Raw genomic sequence first — 24,468 nt, 5'->3', positions numbered from 1 at the left:
CAGGGCAGATTTTTCCTTCTTTTGCCAGATGAAATAATAAGAGGTCCCCAATTTTATAAGCCTTTTCCCAAAGGGGCCTCAAAAGGGCCCAGAGCCGCCCTGATTTGCAACCCTCTCAGAGGCAAAAGCAGAGATATCAAAAATTTCATTTCCCCTTTAAGAGCATGAACACAAATGTCCACAAGACTCCCAGAGAAAATAGAGGAATTTAAACGGAGAAAACTCGATTATGAATAGACAAAAGCAGAAAAAGAACGTTTTCCACGGGATACTTATGATTTCTAGCTCGTTGCATGCTTTGTCCGTTTTTTCGAAAAATTTTCGTTACAATGAATTCTTAAAAACGTAACAAATAATACAAAATAACTCGGGGTTACTTTAGACTTCAAAATCCGACAAAACACGTCTTTTGTATATTAAGGGACCACAAAGTCCAAAAAAAGCAATTAAAACCTCTTAAAACGTGATACAAACAAAAACAAGCCCAAATAACGGTTAGTTTTAATGAGCACAGGTCAGCTTTCCTCAAAGTCTCCGGGGAAAATCACCTTCGAAGTATAAAATGGAAATAGGTTCAAATCGGAACCCAGAGGCTCCAGGAGTAGGGGTTGAACTCGTTGTAGTGGTTCCAGATGGAGGCATAGCCGCTCTCCACGAGCCATTCGTTTACGTTGAGGGCGTAGCCGTAGTCCCAGAACGGTAGGTAGACGACCGCAACCACCCTTCCGTAGTGGTCGGTCTCGTAAACGTCATCGACGTCGAGGTAGACGTAGTAGCCGTAGTTGTCAAAGAGCCACTGAAGAGCGGCCTTCGACTCCTGCCCCTCCTGCGTGTAGATCTCCGGCGCGTTTATGTCGGCAAAGCGGACTTTGAAGCTCTCCCCTGCGCGGTAGCCGTAGTAGGAGTAGAACCAAACGGTGTCGCCGTCGATGACCCTGGTAACCTTTCCGTAGGCCTGGAACTCATAGGCAGAGACGAAGCCCGAACCCAGAAGAACAAAAACCACCAGCGCAGCGAATACAATTACAGCGCGCCTCATTTGAGATCACCAATGAAAATTAAAGAGGCCGCTTAAGTGTTTTACGTCTGGGATGTCAACACAAATGCAAAATCTACAAAAAACAGACAAGAAAAAGACAACGAAATCAGACGAACATCGTCTTGAGGACATCGGCGCAGCCGCACTTCCTCTCCTCCGGAATCCTCGGGACGGCCCTCTTGAGGAGCTCCTGCACCTTGTAGTTGTTCTCAGCCATGACCTTGAGGACTTCCTGGGCATCTACCGGCTTGTCTGCCCAGACGTCGTAGTCGGTAACCGTCGCTATGTTGGCGTAGCACATTCCGAGCTCGCGCGCGAGGTTTATCTCAGGGACGAGGGTCATTCCAATGATGTGGGCGTACTGACGGAACATAAAGCTCTCCGCCCTCGTTGAGAAGCGTGGACCTTCAATGCAGACGTAGGTGCCCTTCTCGTGGACTGGGAAGCCGAGCTCTTTGGCAGTCTCGTAGAATATCCTCCGCATCTCCGGGCAGAAGGGATCGGCCATGGAAACGTGGGCAACGCGCGGCCCGTTGTAGAATGTGTAGTCGCGCTTCTTTGTGAAATCTATGAACTGGTCGGTTATGACTATATCACCGGGCTTGTACTCCTCACGGAGGGAGCCTACGGCTGTAATTCCGATAACCCTCTCGACGCCGAGCTCCTTAAGCGCCCAGATATTGGCCCGGTATGGAACTTCATGTGGCGGGAACTCGTGGTGCTTGCCGTGCCTCGGGATGAAGGCAACCTCAACGCCCTCTATCTCCCCGATTTCCACTGGAGCCGAGGGTCTTCCGTAGGGGGTGTGCACCTTGACGGTCTCCTTCGGCTCGAAGACGCCGTAAACGCCTGAACCGCCGATGATACCGATCTTCACCATAGACATCACCCTGTAAAAATAGCGTCCGAGTTATTTAAGGGTTGCCTTTCCAGTGGAAAGACAGCTCCGAAAATTTGATAACCTTTAGGAACTAAATTGCATAGGGGTGAGAGGATGGAGAACGAAAAACCCGTCCAGCTCGTTCTTCCAGAGGTGGATAACCCCATCCTCATAGAGGGCTACCCCGGGGTCGGCCTCGTGGGACACATAGCGGCCAACTTTCTGGCAAAGGAGCTCGGCATGGACATGATAGGCTACGTGGAGAGCCCGTTCCTCCCGCCGATGGCAATGATACTGGAGGGGAAGCCCAATCCGCCTCTCCGCTTCTACGGTAAGGACAACATCATAGTGGCGGTGGCAGACGTTTACGTCCCGCCTACCCTCGTCAACGAGATAGCCAAGGAGCTGACAAGGTACCTCCTCAATGCCGGAACTGCCAGGGCTATATCCATGGGGGGCATAGGCATTGGGTTCTTCAAGGAGAAGATGGAAGTGTGGGGGGTCGGAGCCACGGAAGAGCTCAACAAAGAGCTCCAAAGCAACGGGGTTAAGATACTCCAGTACGGGTCGATAATGGGGATGAGCGGGAAGCTGCTGTGGGAGACAGCAAAGGCAGGCATCAAGTCCTGCGTGCTGCTGGGGGAGACCTTCGGAGACAGGCCGGATCCACGGGCGGCGGCAAACGTTTTGGAGGTCGTCAAGAAGCTCACTGGCCTTGAGTTCAGCACCGAGCCTCTCCTCCAAGAAGCCAGGGCCATAGAGGAACAGCTCAGGAAGATGCACGAGCAGATGGAGCAGGCCAGACAGAGGGCCCAGAAACAGTACGAAAGCATCTACCTGTGAGGTGAGAGCATGGAGGCGGTACTGCTGGCCGGAATAGCCCGGCGCGTTCTGGACGAGCTTATGAGGAACCCATACAGAACCGTAGAAGTTAGAAGCGCAAGGAACGTCCTGGCCGTAGAGAAGGCCCTAAACGGCCCAGGCATCCTCTTCTTAACCTACGAGCCTTTCAGCGACGTAAGAGCTGGATCAGAGGGACTAATAGCCGAGCTCGTGAAGGCTGAAGAGATGGACACGAGGATACCCTGGGAGGAAAGCGACGAGAGGGAGATCACCGTTTGCAGGGCCAGGGTAAAGCTCCTCGGCCTCGGAAGGGTCGTCTCAATTGAAAAGCGGAACTCAACGGTGGTTGTGAAAGTGAGGGAGATGATGCCCCACGAGATGGGGATGGGCTAAACCAGTGTGGTCTGTCTTCCCCTGCTTTTCCGATCCCTCTTAGGGGGCTCCAGCTTCCTGAACTCCAAACCCTCTTCTTCTAGGAGCCTCTTGGCCCCAGAGGTCAATGAAGGGGCCACGAGGATGCCCCTAACCCCATTGCCGTGCTCCTCCCTCAAAGCCTCGACGTAGCGCTTCAGCTGGCTTACCGCGTGAAGTTCGGCTCTCCTGCGCTTCAGCTCAAGGACAACGAGATTACCACTGGAATCCCTGCCCAGGATGTCAACTATGCCGTGCTTTATCTGCTTTTCCCGGAAGAGGGGTTTGAACCCGGGTTCGATGAGTTCTGGTCTTTCAAAGATGAGTTCGGCCATTTCTGCCTCGCTTCCGGTTAGTGCCAGCTCCTCGTAGTCCTCGGCGCGGAAGAGGGAAACCATGTAAACCTCCTCAAGCTCGACCTCAAGGGTCTCCCTGGGTTTTCTCCTAATAGACACGAGAACGGGGTTTTCCCTGAGTTCAAGCCGTACCCTGCTTCCCGGCGGCTGCCAGTTTACGGGCTCCCTCTTCTTGCTCTGGTGGATGAGGAAAGAACCGTCAGGTTTGATTACGATCACCCTGTCACCCGGACCTAGCTCGCTCTTGGCCCTGCCGTCGTAGTGAACCCTACAGCGGGCGAAGACCGTGATTATGGCCTCGCTCAGAAGGCCCGAATCAACTATCCTGATAAGCTCCTCGCGCGATGGGTTGACTGAAACAACGACCTTATCCTTGTGCATGGAGAAAAGTTGGAGGGGGGATTAAAAAGGTTAATCCTCCGCCCCCTTCTCGGTTATCCTGAAGACGGCCTCACCTTCAGGCAGATGCGGGCTGTCTATCAGCCTGGCCACCCTCTTCCCGGCCTTGCCCTTTCTGAGGTATATCCTAAGCGTGGCGCTGTGTGCTAGGATGTGGCCACCGACGGGCCTCGTTGGGTCGCCAAAGAATGCATCGGGCTTCGCCTGAACCTGGTTGGTAACGAAGACCGCTATGTCGTAGAGGTCAGCCAATCTATGGAGGTCGGCGAGGTGCTTCGCGAGCTTCTGCTGCCTCTCAGCTAAGGTGCCCCTTCCCACGTACTCACTCCTGAAGTGGGCCATGAGGGAGTCAACGATGAGGAGCTTAACCGGCCTGTCGCTCTCGGCCCTCTCCTTGATTATCTCCTCTGCCCTCTCAACGAGGAGCATCTGATGGTTGCTGTTGAAGGCCCTCGCAACGTAGATGTTCTTGAGAACCTCCTCTGGATCGAGGCCGCGGTTCTCGGCGATCTGCTTAATCCTTTCCGGCCTGAACGTGTTCTCCGTGTCGATCCAGATGACGGAACCGCCGAGGCCACCCTCTTCGGGGGGCTTCTGGACCATTACAGCCAAGGTGTGGGCGAGTTGAGTCTTACCAGATCCGAACTCTCCGAATACTTCCGTGATAGCCTGCGTCTCGATTCCTCCACCGAGAAGCTTGTCGAGGCTCTTGCTTCCAGTGGAGATCTTTCCTATAGCCGTCCTCTTCTTCATGTACTCATCGGCGCGCATGAAGGTTCCTATGTTAGCCGCTTCCCTGGCAGCCTGGATTATCTTGAGGGCGGCTCCCTCGCTTATTCCCGCTATCTCCTTGAGCTCAAGGGGCGACGCAACGGCTATTGCCTCTATTGTATCATAACCAGCCTCGCGAAGCTTTTCGGCCGTTGCTGGACCGACACCGGGAAGATCTTCAAGGTTTTTTGCAGTTTTTTCCTTTGATGAGCGTGCAGTCACGGGTTCGCTCTCAACGACCTCGAGCTCCTCAAACTCCTCGAGCTCTTTAATTTCATCCTTCTTCTTCCTGGCCATAACCATCACCACTGATGCATACCCTTGGAGGGGGTAAATCTGGAGGGTTATATACTTTTCTCAGGGTTCGAAAGAAGACAGCAGATTGAATCAAGACCGATAAAAAGCCCCAAACAGAGTCGAAAAACGAAAACGGAAAGCACAACGGACATGAACACGTCAAGAGGCAGAGGGCTTTATCACGATCAGCTTAGCACCGTGGGGAATCGGCTCATCGAGACCAGGGTTCAGAACGGGACCATTCAGGTAGTACCCAATCAAAGAGTACCCGCTTTTTCTGAGCTCGCGCAAGGCCTCCAGATAAGACTTCCCCCACAGATCCTCCCGGAGGATTACTGAAATGTCGTATCTGCCCAGGGAAGTGGTGACATCATCCACAACGTCCACCGCCTCCGGCTCAAATACGGAGCTCGCAAGGAGCCTCCCGGCGAAACTCCTGCTAAGTATGACCCTATCGGCGCCCGCCTGTTTCAGAAGATCAACGCTCTCTTCCCGCAGAGCCTCCACAAGAACCTTGGCCTTGGAGAGCCGCTTAACCATGAGAGTCGTGAACACCGCCTTGGAATCGTCTTCAAGCGCCAGAATGACATGGGAAGCAGTTTCAACTCTCGCCCGCTTCAATGTCTCCTCGCTCGTCGGATCGCCTACCAAGACCTCGATTTCCTCTGGAAGCTGGACCTTTTTTCGCTCGGCCTCGTCGGGAAAAACAACGACTATGGGCTTTGTATCAGCTTCCCCTCTCGAGATGGCTGAGAGGAGCTCCCCAACACAGCTGGGTACTGTGCTACCCTGCCCGATTATGATGTAATGGCCAGAATACCTAACCCTGTGCATACCCATCATCCTCCTCAGCGAAGATGAAATAAAAAACTCTGCCAGCACCGAAACGAGGGCAGTAAACGTTGAGATTCCCGCCACTGCGGCAACCATGGCCACGGCTCGCCCCAACGGCGTCGCTGGGGTTACGTCTCCGTAGCCGATGGTAGCCATCGTTATGACCGCCCAGTATAGGGCAGTGTAGAAGTCCACCCCCTCGGAGTACATGAACAACACGGCAAACAGGAGAGCGAGGATAACAACGGCACTGGCTATCTGAAGAACCCGGTTCCTGCTTATCTTGGCCCTCATTCGGAGGAGTTTCCTGACCACCATCACTGGAAGCATGATCGATACTGCCCAACATGACTTAAAAACCTCACTGAGGAACTCATCAGTACCCCAGAGAACCGATACTTCCAGTGGAAACAAAACTCCATTTCGATGACCATCTAAAAGACCCCCCAGAGTTTCATTTCCACTGGAACCAGGATAGGGAAAAGGACGGGGTAGGCAGGCTGGACTATGCAAATCCGATAATTATAATGGGATTTTCAAATGTAAACTTTAGAGACGTTCACAAAATTTTGATTTATTCTATCATATGTTCATTTATAGGCCCTATTTTATCCCAAATATTGATCATTGTTCATAGAAAGAAATAAAAAAAGAAAAACGATGAAAAAGTGGGAGTGTTTTCACCAAAGTTCAATATGCAACTAAGGTGTTTCCATAGCTCGCTTCCAGTGGAAACAAAACCCCCAGGGGGGCAGATTTTGTATAACATTTCAGAAATTTTAAGTTGTTTTGTTTACCTCAAATGTGCTTATCTGTACCTTACAGTACGGATTTTCATGTCCATAGATGTTCATTCTTCTTTCAGTGGAAACGGAATCTCCCCCGTCTTCATCTTTTACGAACGTAAAGTCTAATGAACATTAATGTTCTTTGCCTTCTCGCCGTTTCCTCTGGAACCCTGTCTATCCACTGGAAACAAAGGGCCCCTTTGGACAACTTCCTGTCCAACAAACGATATAAACCCTTCACTGCAATCATGGTTTGCTTTCCACTGTGACCGGTGCTTCAAGTGGAAATACCCGTCCTCTACGTATCAACCGCTGGGATATATGTAACATAACTCTCGCCGAACTGCATGGGATCGTGATGATCTTTCACTATTCGGCATGTATGTGTGCCTGCATGTGCATGGGGGAGTTTCATTTCCACTGGAACTCAAATCGGTGGTGGCTATGAACGACTACCTGGGTTCAATATTCGAGAGGTACCTTCACGCAAAGAAGATCTTCAAAAATAAAGAGGTTCTCAGACACAGCTATACCCCTAAAGAGCTTCCCCACAGGAGGGAACAGATTGAAGAGCTTGCCCACATACTTGTCCCTGTTCTCAGGGGCGAGACACCTTCCAACGTCTTTGTGTATGGAAAGACCGGAACAGGTAAGACCGTCACCATAAAGTTCGTTACCGAGGAGCTGAAGAGGATATCCGAAAAGTACCGGGTTCCAGTGGAAGTTATCTACATAAACTGTGAGATAGTTGACACCCAGTACCGCGTTCTTGCTAACATCGTCAACTACTTCAAGGAGGAGAGCGGGATCGAGGTGCCTCTCGTAGGCTGGCCGACAGATGAGGTGTACGCTCGCCTGCGGGAGGTCATCGACGCCAGGGAGCGCTTCGTCATAATAGTCCTCGACGAGATAGACAAGCTCGTGAAGAAGAGCGGTGATGATATACTGTATTCCCTGACAAGAATAAACACGGAACTCGGAAAGGCCAAGGTCAGCATAATCGGTATCTCAAACGATCTGAAGTTCAAGGAGTACCTGGACGCGCGCGTTCTGTCCAGTCTGAGTGAGGAAGAGGTCGTATTCCCGCCTTACGATGCCACTCAGCTCAAGGATATCCTAATGCAGCGTGCCGAGGATGCCTTCAACGAGGGCGTCCTCGACGATGCAGTTGTCCCCCTCTGTGCCGCTCTAGCCGCGAGGGAGCATGGCGATGCCAGACGCGCCCTGGATCTCCTCCGTGTGGCGGGAGAGATAGCCGAGCGCGAAGGTGCCAGCAAAGTCACGGAGCGGCATGTATGGCTGGCTCAGGAAAAGATTGAGCAGGATACCATGGAAGAAGTGATAAAGACACTTCCCCTGCATTCCAAGGTTCTCCTACATTCTATCGTCCTACTTGATGAGAACGGGGAGCTTCCTGCAAACACCGGCGACGTTTACTCGGTCTACAAATCCCTGTGCGACTACATAGACCTTGACCCCTTAACCCAGCGCAGGGTTAGCGATCTCATAAACGAGCTCGACATGCTCGGCATAATCAACGCCAAGGTGGTCAGTAAAGGCCGCTATGGAAGGACTAAAGAGATAAGGCTCAACGTGACTCCCCACAAGGTTAAGAAGATATTCAGCCAGGATGACCAGCTCAGACCGCTCCTCACCGTTAACCTCTCCCGCCAGAGGAGGCTGATCTGATGCTGGTGGAGGATCTAATCAAGAACAACTACCTCATAACACCCCCCGCGTACTACCTCCTTGAACCCCACTACCGGAAGGACTTCACGCTCGCGGAACTCATAAAATTCGTCAAAGCCAGAGGATCCTTCGTTGTGACCTCTGCCATTGCGGAGGAGTTCCTCGCATCCAAGGGTCTGGTTTCCACTGGAAACGAGGCCCCTTCCTTGGGGGAGACTCCCCCAGATGTCGCCGAAGAACAAGAAGACAACCAGGGTGTTTCTCCACAGGAACACGAGCCTGCTGAGCCTTCAAAATCTTCAGGGAGTTCTTCCCTGGATGAACCATCTCCGGAGTCGGAAAGTTTTGTTTCCACTGGAAATGCCGTGGAGCAGGGGATTTCTCAACAGTTTTCTGGCTCAAAAGGGGGAGTAGCTGGCCTTTCTTCTGAGGGGGAGAGCTTGATTTCCACTGGAACTTCTGGCCCTTCTGTAGTCGAGGAAGCTGGTGGGGATGGGGAAACCCTCGTTGAAGGGATCCGCGAAGAGGACGTATTTCCGGTGGAAATTGGGGGGGAGACCGAATACGAGCCCAACGGCAACGGCTCCGCTGAAGAAAACGGGAACGGTATCAAACCGAAGGTGGTTTATGGGGACTATGGAGTGCCTATAGCGTACGTTGAAGAGGAGATTCCAGAGGAAAAGAAGAGCTATTCGGTTTACGAGGATGTTGTCGTTTCCCCGAAGGAGGGCTTTCACTACCGGGCCGTTGAGATCCCTGAGGATGCGGAGGTTGTCTTTGACGTAAAGAACTTCAAGTTCTCGCCGCCAAAGGCCAAGAATGCCGCGGGGAAAGAGGGGGAGTTTCTGGTCGAGGCTTACCGCGCTCACTTCCGCTCCAGGCTCAGGAGGATGAGGAACATCTTCCGCGAGAACCCCGAGATAGGGGGCATTATAGACATAGGAAAGCTGAGTTACGTCCAGCCGAACACAGACGTCACCATCGTTGGAATGGTCAACGAGAAAAAGGAAACCGCCAAGGGCTTTGTCTTGGAGCTTGAGGATTCCACGGGAAGAATAAAGGTCTTCATAAACCGCGAGCGAGAGGACGCGAAGCTCGTGATGGAGATAATGCACGATTCCGTCATAGCGGTCACTGGGAGGTACTCCGGTAGGGGCATAATCTTCGCGGACAGGCTGTACATCCCCGACGTTCCAAGATTCCGCCGCAGAAAGCCCCCGCTGAAAGAGAAGGTGTACGCCATCCTGCTGAGCGACATCCACGTTGGCAGCAACAAGTTCTGTGAAGAGGCTTTTGTGAAGTTCCTTGAGTGGCTCAACGGGGACGTTGAGAACGAGGTTCATGCGGAGCTCGTGAGCAGGGTTAAGTACCTCATAATAGCCGGCGATGTGGTGGATGGGGTTGGAATCTACCCCGGCCAGTACGATGAGCTTAAGATACCCGATATATTTGATCAGTACGAGGCCCTCTACAACCTTCTCCGCAACGTTCCCAAGCATATTCACACATTCATAGGTCCGGGCAACCACGATGCGGCTAGAACGGCCCTTCCACAGCCCGGTTTCTATGAGGAGTACGCGAGGCCCCTATTCAAACTCAAGAACACGACGATAATAAGCAATCCTGCCGTGATAAGGCTCCATGGCAGGGACTTCCTCATCGCTCATGGGAGGGGAATAGAGGACGTCGTCACTGAGATCCCAAACAGGAGCCACCACCGCCCTGCTGAAGCCATGATCAATCTTTTGAAGCTCCGCCACCTGGCGCCGACCTTCGGCGAAAAGGTTCCGATTGCCCCAGATCCCGAGGACCTCCTGGTTATTGAGAACGTTCCGGACCTCTTTCAGGCGGGTCACGTTCACGTTCTCCAGCATAAAGTCTACAACGGGGTGTTTTTGATAAATACCGGCACCTGGCAGGCCCAGACCGAGTTCCAGAAGATGGTTAACATACAGCCCACACCTGCCGTCGTTCCGATAATCGACGTTGAGACCGCCCGCCTCCGTGCGGTGGTGAGGTTTGACCAGTTCTGCGAGGGGGTTTGAGATGTCCGAGGAACTTTATTCCCCTGAAATGAAGGCCTACTTCGAATCACTCCAGCGCGAGATAGACCGGGCCTATGAGATAGCGAGGAAAGCGAGGGCCCAGGGCAAGGATCCGAGCCTCGATGTGGAAGTTCCGCAGGCAACTGACATGGCGGGCCGTGTTGAGAGTCTCGTTGGGCCGCCCGGGGTCGCGGAGAGAATACGGGTGCTCGTCAAGGAGTACGGAAAGGAGCTTGCGGCCCTTAAGATCGTTGATGAGATAATAGATGGCAGGTTCGGCGATTTGGGTAGCAAGGAGAAGTACGCTGAGCAGTCCGTCAGAACCGCCCTTGCGATCCTTACGGAGGGCATAGTTTCTGCTCCCCTTGAAGGTATTGCCGACGTTAAAATCAAGCGCAATGAGTGGGCTGATGGGAGTGAGTATCTGGCTCTCTACTACGCAGGTCCCATCAGGAGCTCCGGTGGAACCGCGCAGGCCCTCAGCGTTCTCGTTGGCGACTACGTTAGGAAAAAACTTGGCCTTGACCGCTTCAAACCGAGTGAGAAGCACATAGAGCGCATGGTTGAGGAGGTTGATCTCTACCACCGCGCGGTTACTAGGTTGCAGTACCATCCTGAGGCGGACGAGGTAAGGCTCGCCATGAGGAACATCCCCATTGAGATAACCGGTGAGGAGACTGACAAAGTTGAGGTCTCCCACAGGAATATCCCCGGTGTTGAGACCAACCACCTCCGTGGCGGTGCCATCCTCGTTCTTGCAGAGGGCGTTCTCCAGAAAGCAAAGAAGCTCATCAAGTACATCGACAAGATGGGTATTGAGGGCTGGGACTGGATAAAGGAGTTTGTTGAGGCAAAGGAGAAGGGTAAGGGAAGTGGGGATAAAAAGGAAGAATCTAAAGCGGAAGAGGCCGGGACGGAAAGTGCCGCTGAGGAGAAAGAGAAAGTCGAGAAGGGCTTCTACTACGAACTCTATGAGAAGTTCAGGGCCAACATCGCCCCCAACAAGAAGTACACAAAGGAGATAATCGGAGGAAGGCCGCTCTTCGCTGAACCTTCGACGAACGGCGGCTTCCGTCTCCGCTACGGCCGCTCCCGCGTTTCAGGCTTTGCCACCTGGAGCGTTAATCCCGCCACCATGCTCATTCTCGACGAGTTCATAGCCATAGGGACTCAGATGAAGACCGAGAGGCCAGGTAAGGGCTGCATCGTGACGCCTGCAACTACAATTGAGGGCCCCATAGTCAGGCTCAAGAACGGGAGCGTGATAAGGGTAGATGACTACGAGACTGCCCTGAATGTGCGGAATGAACTGGAGGAGATCCTCTACGTCGGCGACGCACTGGTCAACTTCGGAGACTTCGTTGAGAACAACCAGACCCTCCTACCGGCTAACTACGCCGAGGAATGGTGGATTCAGGAACTCGTTCATGCAGTTGGGGATCTCTACGAGGTCGAACTCCAGCCCTTCGCCGAGAACGATAGGGATGCCGTTGAGGAAGCGGCTGAATATCTTGAGGTTGACCCCGATTTCCTGTGGGATCTCCTTAGGGATCCCCTGCGCGTTAAACCCGACGTTGAGACCGCGATTCACCTCTCGAAAGTCCTAGATATTCCCTTCCACCCCTATTACACCCTCTACTGGAACACCCTCAAGCCCGAGGAAGTTGAGGAGCTCCAGAAGGCCCTTGTAAATGCTCAGATAGAGTGGGACGAGTCCAGGAAGAACCGCTTTGCCAGGAAGGTAGTCCTTGAGAACGACAAGACGATTAAACGCTACCTTGAACTCCTCGGCCTTCCCCACAGGATTGAGAGGACCGAGGATCGGAGAAAGGTTATAGTGGTTGACTATCCCTGGAGCGCCGCCCTCCTCGTTCCCCTCGGCAACCTGGAGTGGGAGTTCAGGGCGAAGCCGTTCTACACGGTTATAGACATCATCAACGAGAACAGCAGGATAAAGCTCCGCGACAGGGGAATAAGCTGGATAGGAGCTAGAATGGGGAGGCCGGAGAAGGCCAAGGAGAGGAAGATGAAGCCCCCCGTTCAGGTTCTCTTCCCGATAGGCCTTGCCGGCGGTTCGAGCAGGGACATCAAGAAGGCCGCCGAGGAGGGGAAGGTAACCAGCGTGGAGATCGCGTTCTTTAAGTGTCCTAACTGCGGTCACGTTGGGCCGGAGCACATCTGCCCCCGCTGCGGCACTCGGAAAGAGCTCCTGTGGCACTGCCACAAATGCAACGTTGACTACACGGAGGGCGAGGCTGAGAACTTCGATTTCCGCTGTCCAAAGTGCGGCTCCGAGCTGTCCCCCTACGCGAGGAGAACGATAAAGCCCTCGGAGCTTCTGAGGGCGGCGATGGAGAACGTCAAAGTCTACGGCATTGACAGGCTGAAGGGAGTACAGGGAATGACGTCCGGCTACAAGATGGCCGAGCCGCTTGAGAAGGGCCTCCTCCGCGTTAAAAACGACGTCTACGTCTTTAAAGATGGAACCATCCGTTTCGATGCAACCGACGCCCCGATAACTCACTTCAAGCCAAAGGAGATTGGTACGAGCGTTGAGAAGCTGAGGGAGCTCGGCTACACCCACGACTTCGAGGGCAAGCCCCTTGAGCGGGACGACCAGATACTCGAGCTCAAGGTTCAGGACGTTATCCTGCCCTACGAAGCCGGCAGGTACCTCCTCAAGGTTGCCAACTTCATCGATGATCTCCTCGAGAAGTTCTATGGCCTCCCGCGCTTCTACAACGCCGAGAAGATGGAGGATTTGGTTGGCCATCTCGTTATCGGCTTGGCCCCCCACACCTCCGCTGGAATCATCGGAAGGATAATAGGCTTTTCCGACGTTCTCGTGGGCTATGCCCATCCGTATTATCATGCGGCGAAGAGGAGGAACTGCTTCCCAGGTGATACGCGGATATTAGTCCAGATCAACGGCCTTCCTCAGAGGATAACCCTTAGAGAACTCTACGACCTATTTGAAGACGAGCGGTATGAGAACATGGCCTACGTGAGGAAGAAGCCGAAAGTGGACGTTAAGGTTTATTCCTTTGACCCTGAGAGCGGAAAGGTCGTTCTTACTGATGTAGAGGACGTTATAAAGGCCCCATCAACCGATCATATGATAAGGTTTGAGCTTGAGCTCGGCAGAAGCTTTGAGACGACGGTTGACCATCCGGTGCTCGTCTACGAAAACGGCAAATTCGTTGAGAAAAGGGCCTTTGAAGTCAGGGAAGGAGATAAGATTCTCGTGCCTAATCTGAAGCTTCCCGAAATAAGCTTGGAGTATCTTGACCTTCTAAAGGAATTCTCTAAGGAGGAGTTTGCTCACTTACACGACCGGATAATGGTTCGTGGAATAGCCAGCTGGCTTCATTCGGTTAGGGCTGACGTAAAAGAGGACTACCTGCGCAGAGATTCCATACCTTTGAGTGTACTCCTCAGGGTTCTCAGGGAGAAGGGAATATCCATTGAGGAAGTACCTTCCTGCTGGCTTGGATTCAAGCGCGATAAAGTCCGGATCAAGCGTTTCGTGCCCATTAAGCCTCTCCTTCGTGTCGTTGGGTACTATCTTGCTGAAGGCTACGCTAGGGAGAGTAAAAGCGTATATCAGCTGAGCTTCTCGATAGCAGATAATGAGGTCAGGGAAGACCTCAAGAGAGCAATTAGAGAGGCTTTTGGAGATGGCTTTGGTATCTACGAGAGGGGCGAGAAGGTTACAGTAGGCTCACGTGTTCTCTACCTTCTGTTTACGGAAGTCCTTAAAGCTGGAAAGAACGCGTACAGCAAGCGTGTTCCCTCTCTGGTTTTCACTCTGCCCCGTGAAGCCGTAGCAGAATTGCTAAAGGCGTACTTTGAAGGAGACGGAAGTGCCCTTAAATCTGTGCCTCGCGTAGTGGCGTATAGCGTTAACAAGGCCCTCCTGGAGGACATTGAAACTCTGTTGCTTTCCAAGTTTGGCATTCGCGGTTATTATACTCTTGACAGTAACGCCAATAGAGGCAACGCTCGTGGAAGATTATACCACCTTGAACGCGGAACTAAAGCTCCGGTTTCAAAAGTCTATGCTCTTAACATTGCAGGTAAGCACTATCACAGGTTCTTTAGGGATATTGGCTTTGTTAGCAAGCGCAAGAACTCGGTATATTCACTCCACTCAGAGAAATCTCCAGCCCGCGACAGGTACTCAGTAGAAAACGGCTGGCTGGTGAAAGTCAGGCGTGTTGAATACATCACTCCAAAAGAGGACTTTGTGTTCTCTTTAAATGCTAAAAAGTATCATAATGTTCTAATAAATGAAAATATTGTAACACATCAATGCGACGGCGACGAAGACGCCGTTATGCTCCTCCTAGATGCCCTCCTCAACTTCAGCAAGTACTACCTTCCAGAAAAGCGCGGCGGAAAGATGGACGCTCCTCTCGTTGTTACAACCCGCTTGGACCCGAGAGAAGTTGACAGTGAGGTCCACAACATGGACGTCGTCCGTTATTATCCTCTTGAGTTTTATAAAGCAACTTACGAGCTCAAATCACCGAAGGAGATCAAGTTCATAGAGCGCGTCGAGAACAGGCTCGGCAAACCGGAGATGTACGAGGGGATAAAGTTCACCCACGACACGGACGACATCGGCCTCGGTCCGAAGATGAGCCTGTACAAACAGCTCGGTGACATGGAGGAGAAGGTCGCCAGACAGCTCGCCCTGGCCGAGAGGATAAGGGCAGTTGACGAGCACCACGTTGCCGAGACCATCCTCAACTCCCACATAATCCCAGACCTGAGGGGCAACCTGAGGAGCTTCACGAGGCAGGAGTTCCGTTGCGTCAAGTGCAACACGAAGTACCGCAGGCCACCGCTCACGGGCAAGTGCCCCAAATGCGGCGGAAAGATAGTCTTAACAGTCAGCAAAGGGGCCATAGAGAAGTACCTTCCCACCGCTAAGATGCTCGTAACGAAGTACAACGTTCTGGACTACACGAGACAGAGGATCTGCATGACCGAGAAGGACATAAAGACCCTCTTCGAGAACGTCTTCCCCGAGAGGCAGAGAACGCTGATGGGCTTCTCGGCGGACGTTTGCGAGAGGATGATCAAGGAGAGAACAGGAAAGTCCAACGGGAGGAATGGCTACCTCGACGAGTTCAATGGGAAGAACGGGAAGTCCCGTGAAAAGGGCAGGTCTGGTTCTCATAAAGGAAAGGCAGGACCGAAACAAAAGCGCCCCGAAAAGAAGGTCAAAACCCTGACCAATTTTGAAGCTGCCGCTAAGAAGGGGCAGACATCAAGCAAGACTGCCGGGACGGTTGAGGAGAAGGGGGACGAAAAGCCCAAAAAGAAGAAGCGGAGGGGCATAAGTTTGGATGAGTTCTTTGGCTCATGAATACCCCTTGACTTTTCTCTCCCTTCGGTTCGAATCCCGTTAAGCATATATATCATGACGCCGTTTTTCCATTGATGTCACACCAGTTCAAGCTCCTCCCCAGCGTTGCATACCTGCGCGTCCAGAGACAGGCATTCGTGGGCTATTCGATGCCCTTGGCGGGCTGGGTAGGGGAGTATCTGATCAACCACCAGAAGCTCCCGAGGCCCAACTTCGTCTTCCGGGCCATGGGTAAGCTGGGATTTCATCTTACCGGTGAGGAGAAGGACGAGCACTTCATAACCCAGTTCTTCACGAAGGGGAGCGTTTCAATAAGCGCAAGTTGGGACGTTGAGAGGGAAAGCCTGTTTCTCCAGCTCATTCCACTCCGCTCAAGACTTTCTAGGGGGTTGACGATTAGGGCGGAGCACATCGAGTTCTACGACCAGTACGTCGTCTCGATAGAACCGACTGGAAAGCTTCCGCCCGGAGTACGGGGGATAGGGATAAACGCCCTCGTTCTTGAGGATTTCTATCCCGTTGAGACCCCCTACTGGGGCATGCTCCACGAGGATTGGGAGAGCGAGCTCAACCTCGTCGTCATGCGCGATGAGGTCTATGATAAGCTTCACCGTGAAGAGTACCGCTGTCCTGTCTGCTTCTCTCCTTTACACGGGGAGAACGGAGTTTTGAAGTGCCCTAAGTGCGGCTTCACCTACGCTCCGGAGAACGACTTCGAGAGGATCATGGATGAGTTCTCCGTGGGGGAGTTCGCATTCTAGCAAAGCCATGTGACCCTAGCGCGTCGGTGGTTTGCTAAACTTTATAAGTTCCCCTTCTGCTCTTTCTATGGGCAGCCCCGTGGTGTAGCGGCCAAGCATGCGGGACTTTGGATCCCGCGACCCGGGTTCGAATCCCGGCGGGGCTACCAGAAAACCCCGCAATCCCTCTTGACTCAACTATTTTAGCTTTATTGAGTAATTCACTCAACGAATTCGGCGTTCTTTCCAGAATAAGGTCCTTCCAGCTCAGCAGATAGAGAAGGGACCCTCGACTTGGGGTGGAGAGAAACGTGATCGACTTGAGGGTATTCCAGGGATCATATGCTTCGAGCTGAAAAAAGAAGTAAAATTAAAAAGTAGGGATGGATTTCTCTGAACTATTTAAATTTTAACTTTGTCTTTTAACATGATTTACGGAAAGCTTAAAAGGGAAAAACCATAGTATAGTTGACAAAAGCCCCGATGATTTTCACAAATTTGTATGTTCCAAATCCGCTTTACATCTTTTTTGAAGTACATTCTGGGGCTTCATGGGGTGGTCGGGATGAGGAACCGCAGCCTGGTTTTTGGTGTTTTCTTATTTTCAGTAATTGCGATCAGCCTTTGTGTTCATGTACCCCTCGCAAGCACCCATTCCAGTGTGATACACGTTCCTGGAGACTACCCAACCATTCAGGAAGCGGTTGATGGGGCGTCCGATGGGGATGAGATAGTAATCTCGCCTGGAACTTACGTCGAGAACGTGATTGTTGACAAAAAAGTGCATATTGTTTCTGAGGCAGACCCCGCAGCTACCACTGTGGAAGCGGCTGATCCTTCAAAGCCGGTTTTTAAAGTTACCGTCAGTGACGTAATGATCTCGGGCTTCACCATAAGCGGGGCGTCGGGCTCGGCTATGGCTGGGGTGTATGTCCTGGCCTCGGATGTCAACGTAAGTTCATGCATTTTGAGCGGGAACTACTACGGAATCCGCATTGTCTCCGCCTCCAATGTGCGTGTATTTGATAACAGGATCTGTGACACTGTAGCGGGAATTTTCGGCACTGGGATGGATTCGAGCACAATCGAGAACAACTTGGTGACCCGTACTGGTACCGGCCTGTACCTCCATCTCTCCAAGGGGAACGTTGTTAGGGGTAACATCATTACCGGCGCGGATCGGGCGATTATTATCGATTCACATTCCGACGCTAACGTGATATTTGAAAATGACTTCCTTGAAAACACGGAGGGCATCCTTATCCACGACTCCCGGAACAACGTTATATATCTGAACAACATTGTGAGCGGCACCTCAAACGGGGCAGAAGGTGACAATACCTGGAACTCCCCCGAGGAAATGACATATGAATACCTCGGAGAAAGTCTGGGCCCCTCGTATCTAGGCAATTACTGGTCGGATTACTCTGGAGAGGACTCCGATGGGAACGGTGTGGGGGACTCGCCTTATGCCATACCCAGTGGCGGGGAGGTGGATAAGTATCCCCTGATGTATCCCTGGGAAGGTGGGAGGATATCAGCCCCGTCTATCACTACTACCTCCTCAACAACCGCCACGACAAGCTCGGTGGAAACCACTACAACATCCCCTCCAGTTGCTACAACCACCACTGTGACAACTACGACCACGGCGACTTCATCTCCCATTGGGACGACTACAACCACCACGACGGCCCTTCATTCAACAACCAGTGCTTCATCAAGCACAACAACGAGCTCAGCGGAGACCACTACAACTACCCCTACAGGTTCTTCAACCTCTTCAACACCCTCTATAACTACAACCACGACGTCTCCTCTTACGCCATTAACTACCACTGGATCCTCTGAGTCATCTCCCGAAGCAACTGTTGAAGGGAAGGGCATCTGCGGCATAGGAACGTTTCTGTTGCTTTTGCCCCCATGGATGGCCCTCAAAAGACGCAAGGAATGATTCCTTCTCTTCTTTTTTTGACGGGAGATTGCAGGAGAGGAATGTAAGGGGTATAGTTCTGACTCCTGCCTTTTGATAGCCCCCGTCTCTCTACCCTGGATTGGGAGTAGCCTTTCAATTGGGTGAGGGTGGCTCTTGATGAGCTTCCTAGTCAGCATGTAACGTGGAAGATTCCAAGAACCTTCTTTCTCCCTTGAAGTTCGTTGAAGAGCTTAACCGCCTCACCTGTTGGCAGTTCAACGACTTCCTTTCCTTCTACGAGTTTCTTGCTCTCTGGGAGGAGCGAGAGCCTTCCGTACATCCCAGTGCCCACGATGAGGACGTCAAAATCCTCTGTAACGTACTCCCTCAGTTCCTCTGGATCAATCTTGTGGCTCGTCCCGTGCTTTCCCTTGCTTATCTCCTTCTTTCTCCTCTCCACCTTTCCACTTGGGTAGATCACGATGTCGTGCTCGTACTCCCTGCCATCAACCACTATTCTTCCAAAGACAGGATATTCCAGCTTCACGTTCTCACCTCAGTGTGAGGGCATCCCTCAGGATTTCCCCGTGATCAAAGGCCAGCGGAAGCTTCAGGGCCTCTTCCACTGGAAACACAAAGACGTCTTTGGCATCGTCGCCAGCCTTCAGTTCCCCTTCGCCTATGCAGAGGAACGCAACAGTTATCGTGTGTCCCCTTGGATCCCTGTTGGGCCTTGAGTAGACACCAACCAGCTTTACGGGCCTCACGTCAAGGCCAGTCTCCTCCTTAGCTTCGCGGACGAGGGCCTCCTCAACGGTCTCCCCGTACTCAACAAAGCCTCCCGGAAGGGCGTAGTGGTCTTTGAAGGGTTCGTTCTTCCGCTTTATCAGAACGAGGCCGTTGTTGTGGATTATCACGGCGTCGACCGTTAGGCCTATGCACCTGTGAAGCTCAGCCTTGAAACCGTGCTTCTCAGCTAGCTCCTTCGCTTCCTCTCTGAAGGAAGATGTGTCGGCCCCTTTCGGAGCCTTAACGAGGAGAACGTACCTGTCCATAAGCACCACCTCATGGAAGTCCCTTCTCATCAGCGTTCAGCGTGCTGACGTTTCATCATCGGTGGAGGGAGTACGGCTTGGGGTTTATACCCTTTTCACTTCGACCTTCCTCGCGAGTTCCCCAACTTCATCCATCGAGAAGTCCACGCCCCTGCGCTCTAGGAAGAGGGAAGTGAATGCAGTCGCCCTCTTTAGGGACTGAATGAACGGGCATCTGAGGTAGAATCCCGTGAAGGCCCCCAGGAAAACGTCTCCCGCTCCGGTTGACTCATCAACTTCAACCCGAACCGGCTGGAAGGAGTACTCCCATCCCCGCAGGAAAGCCCTTCCCGCCTCAGGCCCGTTCGAGAGCAGGAGTGCCTCAACCGCGTCCGGAGAGAAGTTTTCAATGTAATCAAACTCGGAAACGTCCGCGTGGAGAACTTTCAAACCTTCAAGGGATGAACCGTCGTAGGGTTTGTATCCCACTTCCCCAGGTTCTGTACTCCGTATGAAGCCCTGGAGGTCTGCCGCCACGGAGGGGAACCTCTTCACTGCCCTTCTCACGAGTTCTGAGCTCACCTCCCCAGCGACGGGATTGATAAGGACTGCGTCGTAACTCCCGCCCGGGAGACTTTCGATTGGGGAGGCGCGTTCTAGCAGTCTAAGCTTTCGCCTGTTCCCGTCAAGATAGGTCAGCTCGTAGGTGGTTGTCCCCTCTGCGGGTACTAACCTCAACTTTCCAATTGACTCAAGCTCCGAAAGCCAGCTTTCAGGGAGTTCCGAGAAAGATGTCAGTATCTCAACATCGCAGAAGCGGGAGAGGGCCAGGGCCGAGTAGTATGCTCCTCCGCCAAGTCTCTCGAACGTTCTTCCCCCCTTCCTCACGATGTCCCTGACAACGTGACCCACAACCAGACACCTCATACTACCACCTGATCGTTACGTTTCAGTTCAAGAACCCTCAACGATCATCATCGCTTAGAGAATTGGAATGGAAAGATATAAACCTCACTCAAAGCCGGGCTTCCTGACGTTCAAGACCTCCCGGTTCACCAGCGTTGGCGGTATTTCGCCGTTCTTGAAGGCTATGAGGTTCCTAGCGACGAGCTCGGCCATTCCCTCCCTGGCGCCGTAGGTTGCGCTCCCTATGTGTGGAGCCAGAACGACGTTTTTCAGGCTGAAGAGCTCCTCGTTGTAATAGGGCTCCTCCTCGAAGACGTCCAGACCGGCACCGGCTATCCATCCCTCTTCGAGGGCCTTTATCAGCGCTTTGGTATCAACCACCTTGCCACGTGCGATGTTGACCAGAATTGCCGTTGGCTTCATCAGCCTAAGCCTCTCCTCGTTTATCATGTGGTATGTCTCCTTCGTGAGTGGAACGGCAAGGAGGACGAAGTCACTCTCCTTTAAGAGCTCTTCAAGGGGTCTGAACTCCGCCCCGAGCTCCTTCTCAACCTCTGGCTTTCTTGAGCGGGCGTTGTATAGAATTCTCATGCCGAAGCCCTTTGCCCTTCTCGCTATAGCCTGACCTATCCTTCCAAAGCCGACTATTCCAATCGTCTTGCCGTAGACATCGTGGCCGAGGTACATGAGCGGGTGCCAGGCTACGCCTCTCCTCTTCCATTCTCCAGAGCGGACGAAGCTGTCCGCCTCAACGAGCCTTCTCGCGGTGGCTAAGAGGAGTGTCCAGGCAAAGTCCGCTGTCGCGTTGGTGAGGACATCTGGCGTGTTAGTGACGTAGATTCCGCGTTTGGTTGCTTCCTCGATGTCTATGTTGTCGTAGCCGACGGCGTAGTTGGCCACTATCCTCAGCCTCGATGCGGCATCGAAGACTTCGGCATCAATTTTCTCGCTCAACATTGTGACGAGAGCATCTACGTTCCTGACTTTCTCAAGCAGGACTTCCCTAGGTATCTCATGCTCGTCCTCCCAGATCTCAACCTCAAAGTGCTCCCTCAGCATCTTGATCCCGTTATCCGGAATCCTGCGCGTGATGAATACCTTCGGCTTCACCCCCCACCACCGGAGAAAATTGGAAGAGAGGTTTAAGGATTTGCCCTCAGTCGAAGTCCCAAATCGTCCTTCCCTCGTAGAACAGCATGACGTAGCCACAGTTCTTGCAGATGACGATCTTTACCTTATGGGCCGTGAAGCCCCACTTGCTGTCGAGCTTACCCTCCTCGACCTGAAAGTCAGTTCCCCCGCAGAGGGGGCACTTAAGCTGTCTCCTCTCCACAGCAATCACCGCCGTTACTACTCAAAGGAGGTATAAATGGTTTTCGTTTGAGGCAGGGAAACCTCTTAAAGGTGAGTTCAAACCACTGTATATGAAGGGCACGGGTGAGATCACGGGGATAAGCGACGACGGTCTTGGAATACTGAAAGAGGAAAATAAAGAGCTCTACGTTCCCTTCGCTTACCCTGGAGACGTTGTCAGGGTTAAGGGGACAAAACGCCGTTTCGGAAGAAAGATCGCGATCGATTTTGTCCTTCTTGAGGAGTCGCCCCTGAGGGCTTCTCCGAGGTGTCCTCACTTTGGAACCTGCGGTGGCTGCCTCTGGCAGGGGTTGAAGTACAAGGAGCAGCTTCGCATTAAGGCAGAAATTTTCGGGCGGATAACAGGAATAAGCGCCGAGATCAGGGGTTCACCTAAAATCTGGGGCTTTAGGAACGTGAGCAACTTCATAGTGACAACCTCTGGAATCGGGCTGAAGAAGTACGGGAATCCTCTCGAGGTGGTGAACCTTAGCGGGTGCCCTGTCTTCTCGAAGAAGACTATTGAATATCTGAGTGCCCTAAAGGGCTTCCTCCGCGAGATGGGTCTTAGGCCCTGGAACCAGAAGAAGAAAACCGGTGAGGTTCACTACCTCCAGGTGAGGGAGGGCAAGTTTACCGGAGATGTCATGGTTAACCTCATCGCCCACGTCAAGCCCTCAAAGGAAGTTCTAGAGGCGTTTGAGGACTACTTCTCCTTCGCGGACTCGCTCTACTGGAGTTTTAAGGTGGACGAGAGGGACGACCCGCGCGGCAACGCCCAGCTAATAGCTGGAGAGCCGTACATCCGCGAGAGAATTGGGGACGTTACTTACTTGATTCACCCCAATTCCTTCTTCCAGACCAACAGCTACGCTTTACCCCTACTTCTGAAAGCTGTTGAAGACTTTACGGAGGGGAAAAATGTTCTTGACCTGTACTCGGGTGTTGGAACGTTCGGAGTCTGGCTGGCGAAGAGGGACTCCAGTGTTGACGGCGTCGAGCTGAATCCGTTCGCGGTTGAGATGGCTAAGAGAAACGCCGAGCTCAACGGAGTGGAAGCGGGGTTCGAAGTTGGAAGGGCTGAGGAAACACCAATAGGCGAGTACGACACTGTTATAGTCGATCCCCCGCGTAAAGGGTTAAAAGAAGCGGCTGAACTCATCGCCAAGAGTGGGGTTGAGAACGTTGTTTACGTCTCCTGCAACCCAAAGGCCTTCAAGCTCGACTACGAGAAACACCTGAGCAAGGCCTACCGCGTTGAGGATGCCGTTCTCATCGATATGTTCCCCCACACGCCCCACGTTGAGGCGGTGATGAAGCTCATAAGAAAGGTTTAGCAATCCGGAGAGCCGTAATTTTTAAATAGTTGAAACTCAAGTATTATACTCATGAGTAGACAAAAGTTCATAGACAGGAGGGCCGAACTTGAGTTCCTTGAGAGGGCATACTCCAGCGACAGGGCTGAGTTTCTCGTGATCTACGGCAGGAGAAGGATAGGAAAAACAGAGTTGCTTCTGTACTTTGCAAGGGATAAACCTCACGTCTACTTCCTCGTAACGGAAAAACCCTACCGCGAGAACCTGAGGGAGCTCCAGAGACTTTTGGCGGAGTTTCTGGGGGACGAACTTTTTGGAAAGGTAGCCTTTAATGACATAGATGAGCTCCTCATGGCGTTTGCCGACAGGATTGGAAATGAGAGGGTGATCCTGATAATAGACGAGTTCCCCCTGTTGGTCGAGCACTACCGCCCGGTTTCCTCCCTCCTCCAGAAGGCCTGGGATCTGAAGCTGTCGAAGACCAGAATAATGCTCGTCCTCTGTGGTTCAAGCGTTTCGGCGATGGAGAGTGAGGTTTTAGTCTATAAAAGCCCCCTCTATGGAAGGAGAACCGGACAGTGGCGGCTGACCGAGATCCCGTTCTTTTACCTGGGGGAGTTCCTGCCGGGCTACACTGCCGAAGATCTCGTAAAGACGTGGGGCGTTGTTGGGGGAATCCCGGCGTATCTGCTCCAGTTCGATCCGAGGAAGGGCTTTGATGAGAACGTGGTTGAGAAAGTCCTCTCGAAGGGTGCCTTCCTCTACGAGGAGGCGGAGTTCCTGCTCCGGGAGGAGCTCCGCGAACCGGCAAACTACTTCGCGATACTGCAGGCGATAGCAGGCGGAAGGAACCGCTTTGGGGAGATAGTGAACGCCACCGGACTCGATAAGAGCCTCGTCTCAAAGTACCTGACGGTTCTTCAGAGGCTCGGGATAGTCGAGCGCGAAGTCCCCGTAACGGCGACCTTGAAAGCAATGAGCAAGCGGGGGCTTTACTCGATTAAGGACAACTACTTCACCTTCTGGTTCCGCTACGTTCTCCCGAACAAGAGCTACCTCGAGGCCGGCCTTGGAGAAAGAGTTTGGGAGCGCTCAGCGGAGGACTTTAACGCCTACATGGGTTATGTCTTCGAGAGGCTCGTGAGAACCCCCGAGGTCTTCTTCAGGCTGACGGGGTTCCCCTTTACCAAGATTGGTAGGTGGTGGTATAAGGGCGAGGAGATTGACATCGTTGCTCTCAACGAGCGGGAGAGGAAGGCACTCTTTGTTGAAGTGAAGTGGAAGGATTTGAGCGAGAGAGAGGCGAGGGGAATTTTGAAGGGTTTGGAGAGGAAGGCGGAGCTTGTCGCATTGGAGGACTGGAAGAAAAACTACGGGCTAGTTGCCAAAAGGATTGAAGGAAAGGCGGAGCTTAGGGAGGAGGGGTTTTTGGTTTGGGATTTGGAGGATTTTGATGAATTGTAGTATCGAGTTAGCGG

At 52.6% G+C, this 24,468-nt stretch carries 19 protein-coding genes, 1 tRNA gene and 1 CRISPR repeat array (1 of these 21 running past the window's edge); of the genes, 10 read left to right on the top strand and 10 right to left on the bottom strand.

The features are described from left to right. Window position 1: a CRISPR direct-repeat array (repeat unit 30 nt) (it extends 1,644 nt beyond the left edge of the window). A gap of 573 nt (window positions 2-574) precedes the next feature. Then, window positions 575-1,039, bottom strand: a complete 465-nt coding sequence (locus A3L09_RS00790; protein WP_088857165.1) for a thermonuclease family protein — start codon at window positions 1,037-1,039, stop codon at window positions 575-577. A gap of 106 nt (window positions 1,040-1,145) precedes the next feature. Then, window positions 1,146-1,919: an S-methyl-5'-thioadenosine phosphorylase gene (locus A3L09_RS00785; protein WP_088857164.1), complete on the bottom strand. Its 774-nt coding sequence runs from the start codon at window positions 1,917-1,919 to the stop codon at window positions 1,146-1,148. A gap of 114 nt (window positions 1,920-2,033) precedes the next feature. Here A3L09_RS00785 and A3L09_RS00780 point away from each other — a divergent pair, with 114 nt between their 5' ends. Together A3L09_RS00780 and A3L09_RS00775 are read left to right on the top strand one after the other, a co-directional pair. Beyond that, the gene (locus A3L09_RS00780) at window positions 2,034-2,762 is read left to right on the top strand and encodes a proteasome assembly chaperone family protein (RefSeq protein ID WP_088857163.1); all 729 of its coding nucleotides are present in this window, start codon (window positions 2,034-2,036) and stop codon (window positions 2,760-2,762) included. Window positions 2,763-2,771: 9 nt separating this feature from the next. Next, window positions 2,772-3,155, top strand: coding sequence for a DUF473 domain-containing protein (locus tag A3L09_RS00775; RefSeq protein ID WP_088857162.1), 384 nt, complete (start codon window positions 2,772-2,774; stop codon window positions 3,153-3,155). On the opposite strand, the gene nucS is transcribed toward A3L09_RS00775, so the two are convergent. From nucS to A3L09_RS00760, 3 genes are all read right to left on the bottom strand, one after another. Further along, on the bottom strand, window positions 3,152-3,910 hold the full coding sequence (nucS, locus tag A3L09_RS00770; protein ID WP_088857161.1) for an endonuclease NucS: 759 nt from the start codon (window positions 3,908-3,910) through the stop codon (window positions 3,152-3,154). The genes A3L09_RS00775 and nucS overlap by 4 nt on opposite strands. Before the next feature lie 30 nt (window positions 3,911-3,940). After that, window positions 3,941-4,996, bottom strand: coding sequence for a DNA repair and recombination protein RadA (radA, locus tag A3L09_RS00765; protein WP_088857160.1), 1,056 nt, complete (start codon window positions 4,994-4,996; stop codon window positions 3,941-3,943). Between the two features lie 159 nt (window positions 4,997-5,155). Then, window positions 5,156-6,160 carry a potassium channel family protein gene (locus A3L09_RS00760; protein ID WP_088857159.1) on the bottom strand — a complete coding sequence of 335 codons (1,005 nt, stop codon included), beginning with the start codon at window positions 6,158-6,160 and terminating at the stop codon, window positions 5,156-5,158. Between the two features lie 902 nt (window positions 6,161-7,062). On the opposite strand from A3L09_RS00760, the gene A3L09_RS00755 reads away from it, so the two are divergent. The 6 genes from A3L09_RS00755 (at window position 7,063) to A3L09_RS00730 (ending at window position 18,420) form a co-directional block, all read left to right on the top strand. Next, window positions 7,063-8,307 carry an ORC1-type DNA replication protein gene (locus A3L09_RS00755; RefSeq protein ID WP_088857158.1) on the top strand — a complete coding sequence of 415 codons (1,245 nt, stop codon included), beginning with the start codon at window positions 7,063-7,065 and terminating at the stop codon, window positions 8,305-8,307. Continuing rightward, the gene (locus A3L09_RS00750; RefSeq protein WP_088857157.1) at window positions 8,307-10,352 is read left to right on the top strand and encodes a DNA-directed DNA polymerase II small subunit; all 2,046 of its coding nucleotides are present in this window, start codon (window positions 8,307-8,309) and stop codon (window positions 10,350-10,352) included. Before A3L09_RS00755 ends, A3L09_RS00750 begins: the two co-directional genes overlap by 1 nt. Window position 10,353: 1 nt before the next feature. Then, window positions 10,354-15,726 carry a DNA-directed DNA polymerase II large subunit gene (locus tag A3L09_RS00745; RefSeq protein ID WP_088857156.1) on the top strand — a complete coding sequence of 1,791 codons (5,373 nt, stop codon included), beginning with the start codon at window positions 10,354-10,356 and terminating at the stop codon, window positions 15,724-15,726. A gap of 74 nt (window positions 15,727-15,800) precedes the next feature. Continuing rightward, on the top strand, window positions 15,801-16,487 hold the full coding sequence (locus A3L09_RS00740; RefSeq protein ID WP_088857155.1) for a hypothetical protein: 687 nt from the start codon (window positions 15,801-15,803) through the stop codon (window positions 16,485-16,487). Between the two features lie 73 nt (window positions 16,488-16,560). Beyond that, a tRNA-Gln gene (locus A3L09_RS00735) sits at window positions 16,561-16,636 on the top strand. A 395-nt stretch (window positions 16,637-17,031) separates the two neighbouring features. Next, window positions 17,032-18,420 carry a right-handed parallel beta-helix repeat-containing protein gene (locus A3L09_RS00730; protein ID WP_157727170.1) on the top strand — a complete coding sequence of 463 codons (1,389 nt, stop codon included), beginning with the start codon at window positions 17,032-17,034 and terminating at the stop codon, window positions 18,418-18,420. Window positions 18,421-18,571: 151 nt separating this feature from the next. Here the strand turns inward: A3L09_RS00730 and A3L09_RS00725 are convergent, their stop codons facing one another. The 5 genes from A3L09_RS00725 to A3L09_RS10805 form a co-directional block, all read right to left on the bottom strand. Further along, window positions 18,572-18,928, bottom strand: a complete 357-nt coding sequence (locus tag A3L09_RS00725; protein WP_088857153.1) for an Mth938-like domain-containing protein — start codon at window positions 18,926-18,928, stop codon at window positions 18,572-18,574. 4 nt (window positions 18,929-18,932) lie between these two features. After that, window positions 18,933-19,436, bottom strand: a complete 504-nt coding sequence (locus tag A3L09_RS00720; protein WP_088857152.1) for an NUDIX domain-containing protein — start codon at window positions 19,434-19,436, stop codon at window positions 18,933-18,935. A gap of 84 nt (window positions 19,437-19,520) precedes the next feature. After that, on the bottom strand, window positions 19,521-20,342 hold the full coding sequence (locus A3L09_RS00715) for a carbohydrate kinase family protein (protein ID WP_088857151.1): 822 nt from the start codon (window positions 20,340-20,342) through the stop codon (window positions 19,521-19,523). Between the two features lie 84 nt (window positions 20,343-20,426). After that, a complete protein-coding gene (gyaR, locus tag A3L09_RS00710; protein WP_088857150.1) occupies window positions 20,427-21,431 on the bottom strand; it encodes a glyoxylate reductase in 1,005 nt (334 codons plus the stop codon). Window positions 21,432-21,477: 46 nt separating this feature from the next. Continuing rightward, on the bottom strand, window positions 21,478-21,654 hold the full coding sequence (locus A3L09_RS10805) for a zinc ribbon domain-containing protein (protein WP_232473597.1): 177 nt from the start codon (window positions 21,652-21,654) through the stop codon (window positions 21,478-21,480). A 91-nt stretch (window positions 21,655-21,745) separates the two neighbouring features. On the opposite strand from A3L09_RS10805, the gene rlmD reads away from it, so the two are divergent. Both rlmD and A3L09_RS00700 read left to right on the top strand, forming a co-directional pair. Then, window positions 21,746-23,011 (top strand): 23S rRNA (uracil(1939)-C(5))-methyltransferase RlmD, encoded by a 1,266-nt coding sequence (gene rlmD, locus A3L09_RS00705; RefSeq protein WP_088857149.1) that lies wholly within the window; start codon window positions 21,746-21,748, stop codon window positions 23,009-23,011. A 51-nt stretch (window positions 23,012-23,062) separates the two neighbouring features. Next, window positions 23,063-24,454, top strand: coding sequence for an ATP-binding protein (locus A3L09_RS00700; protein ID WP_088857148.1), 1,392 nt, complete (start codon window positions 23,063-23,065; stop codon window positions 24,452-24,454). Window positions 24,455-24,468: the final 14 nt, after the last annotated feature.

The sequence above is a fragment of the Thermococcus profundus genome (assembly GCF_002214585.1).
Classification (GTDB): Archaea; Methanobacteriota_B; Thermococci; order Thermococcales; family Thermococcaceae; genus Thermococcus; species Thermococcus profundus.
This window is presented reverse-complemented; position numbering and strand designations above follow the sequence as displayed.

Coding starts and splice junctions, on each gene's coding strand:
- A3L09_RS00790 (WP_088857165.1), bottom strand. CDS start 1,039: ATGAGGCGCGCTGTAATTGTATTCGCTGCGCTGGTGGTTTTTGTTCTT.
- A3L09_RS00785 (WP_088857164.1), bottom strand. CDS start 1,919: ATGGTGAAGATCGGTATCATCGGCGGTTCAGGCGTTTACGGCGTCTTC.
- A3L09_RS00780 (WP_088857163.1), top strand. CDS start 2,034: ATGGAGAACGAAAAACCCGTCCAGCTCGTTCTTCCAGAGGTGGATAAC.
- A3L09_RS00775 (WP_088857162.1), top strand. CDS start 2,772: ATGGAGGCGGTACTGCTGGCCGGAATAGCCCGGCGCGTTCTGGACGAG.
- nucS (WP_088857161.1), bottom strand. CDS start 3,910: ATGCACAAGGATAAGGTCGTTGTTTCAGTCAACCCATCGCGCGAGGAG.
- radA (WP_088857160.1), bottom strand. CDS start 4,996: ATGGCCAGGAAGAAGAAGGATGAAATTAAAGAGCTCGAGGAGTTTGAG.
- A3L09_RS00760 (WP_088857159.1), bottom strand. CDS start 6,160: ATGCTTCCAGTGATGGTGGTCAGGAAACTCCTCCGAATGAGGGCCAAG.
- A3L09_RS00755 (WP_088857158.1), top strand. CDS start 7,063: ATGAACGACTACCTGGGTTCAATATTCGAGAGGTACCTTCACGCAAAG.
- A3L09_RS00750 (WP_088857157.1), top strand. CDS start 8,307: ATGCTGGTGGAGGATCTAATCAAGAACAACTACCTCATAACACCCCCC.
- A3L09_RS00745 (WP_088857156.1), top strand. CDS start 10,354: ATGTCCGAGGAACTTTATTCCCCTGAAATGAAGGCCTACTTCGAATCA.
- A3L09_RS00740 (WP_088857155.1), top strand. CDS start 15,801: ATGTCACACCAGTTCAAGCTCCTCCCCAGCGTTGCATACCTGCGCGTC.
- A3L09_RS00730 (WP_157727170.1), top strand. CDS start 17,032: ATGAGGAACCGCAGCCTGGTTTTTGGTGTTTTCTTATTTTCAGTAATT.
- A3L09_RS00720 (WP_088857152.1), bottom strand. CDS start 19,436: ATGGACAGGTACGTTCTCCTCGTTAAGGCTCCGAAAGGGGCCGACACA.
- A3L09_RS00715 (WP_088857151.1), bottom strand. CDS start 20,342: ATGAGGTGTCTGGTTGTGGGTCACGTTGTCAGGGACATCGTGAGGAAG.
- rlmD (WP_088857149.1), top strand. CDS start 21,746: ATGAAGGGCACGGGTGAGATCACGGGGATAAGCGACGACGGTCTTGGA.
- A3L09_RS00700 (WP_088857148.1), top strand. CDS start 23,063: ATGAGTAGACAAAAGTTCATAGACAGGAGGGCCGAACTTGAGTTCCTT.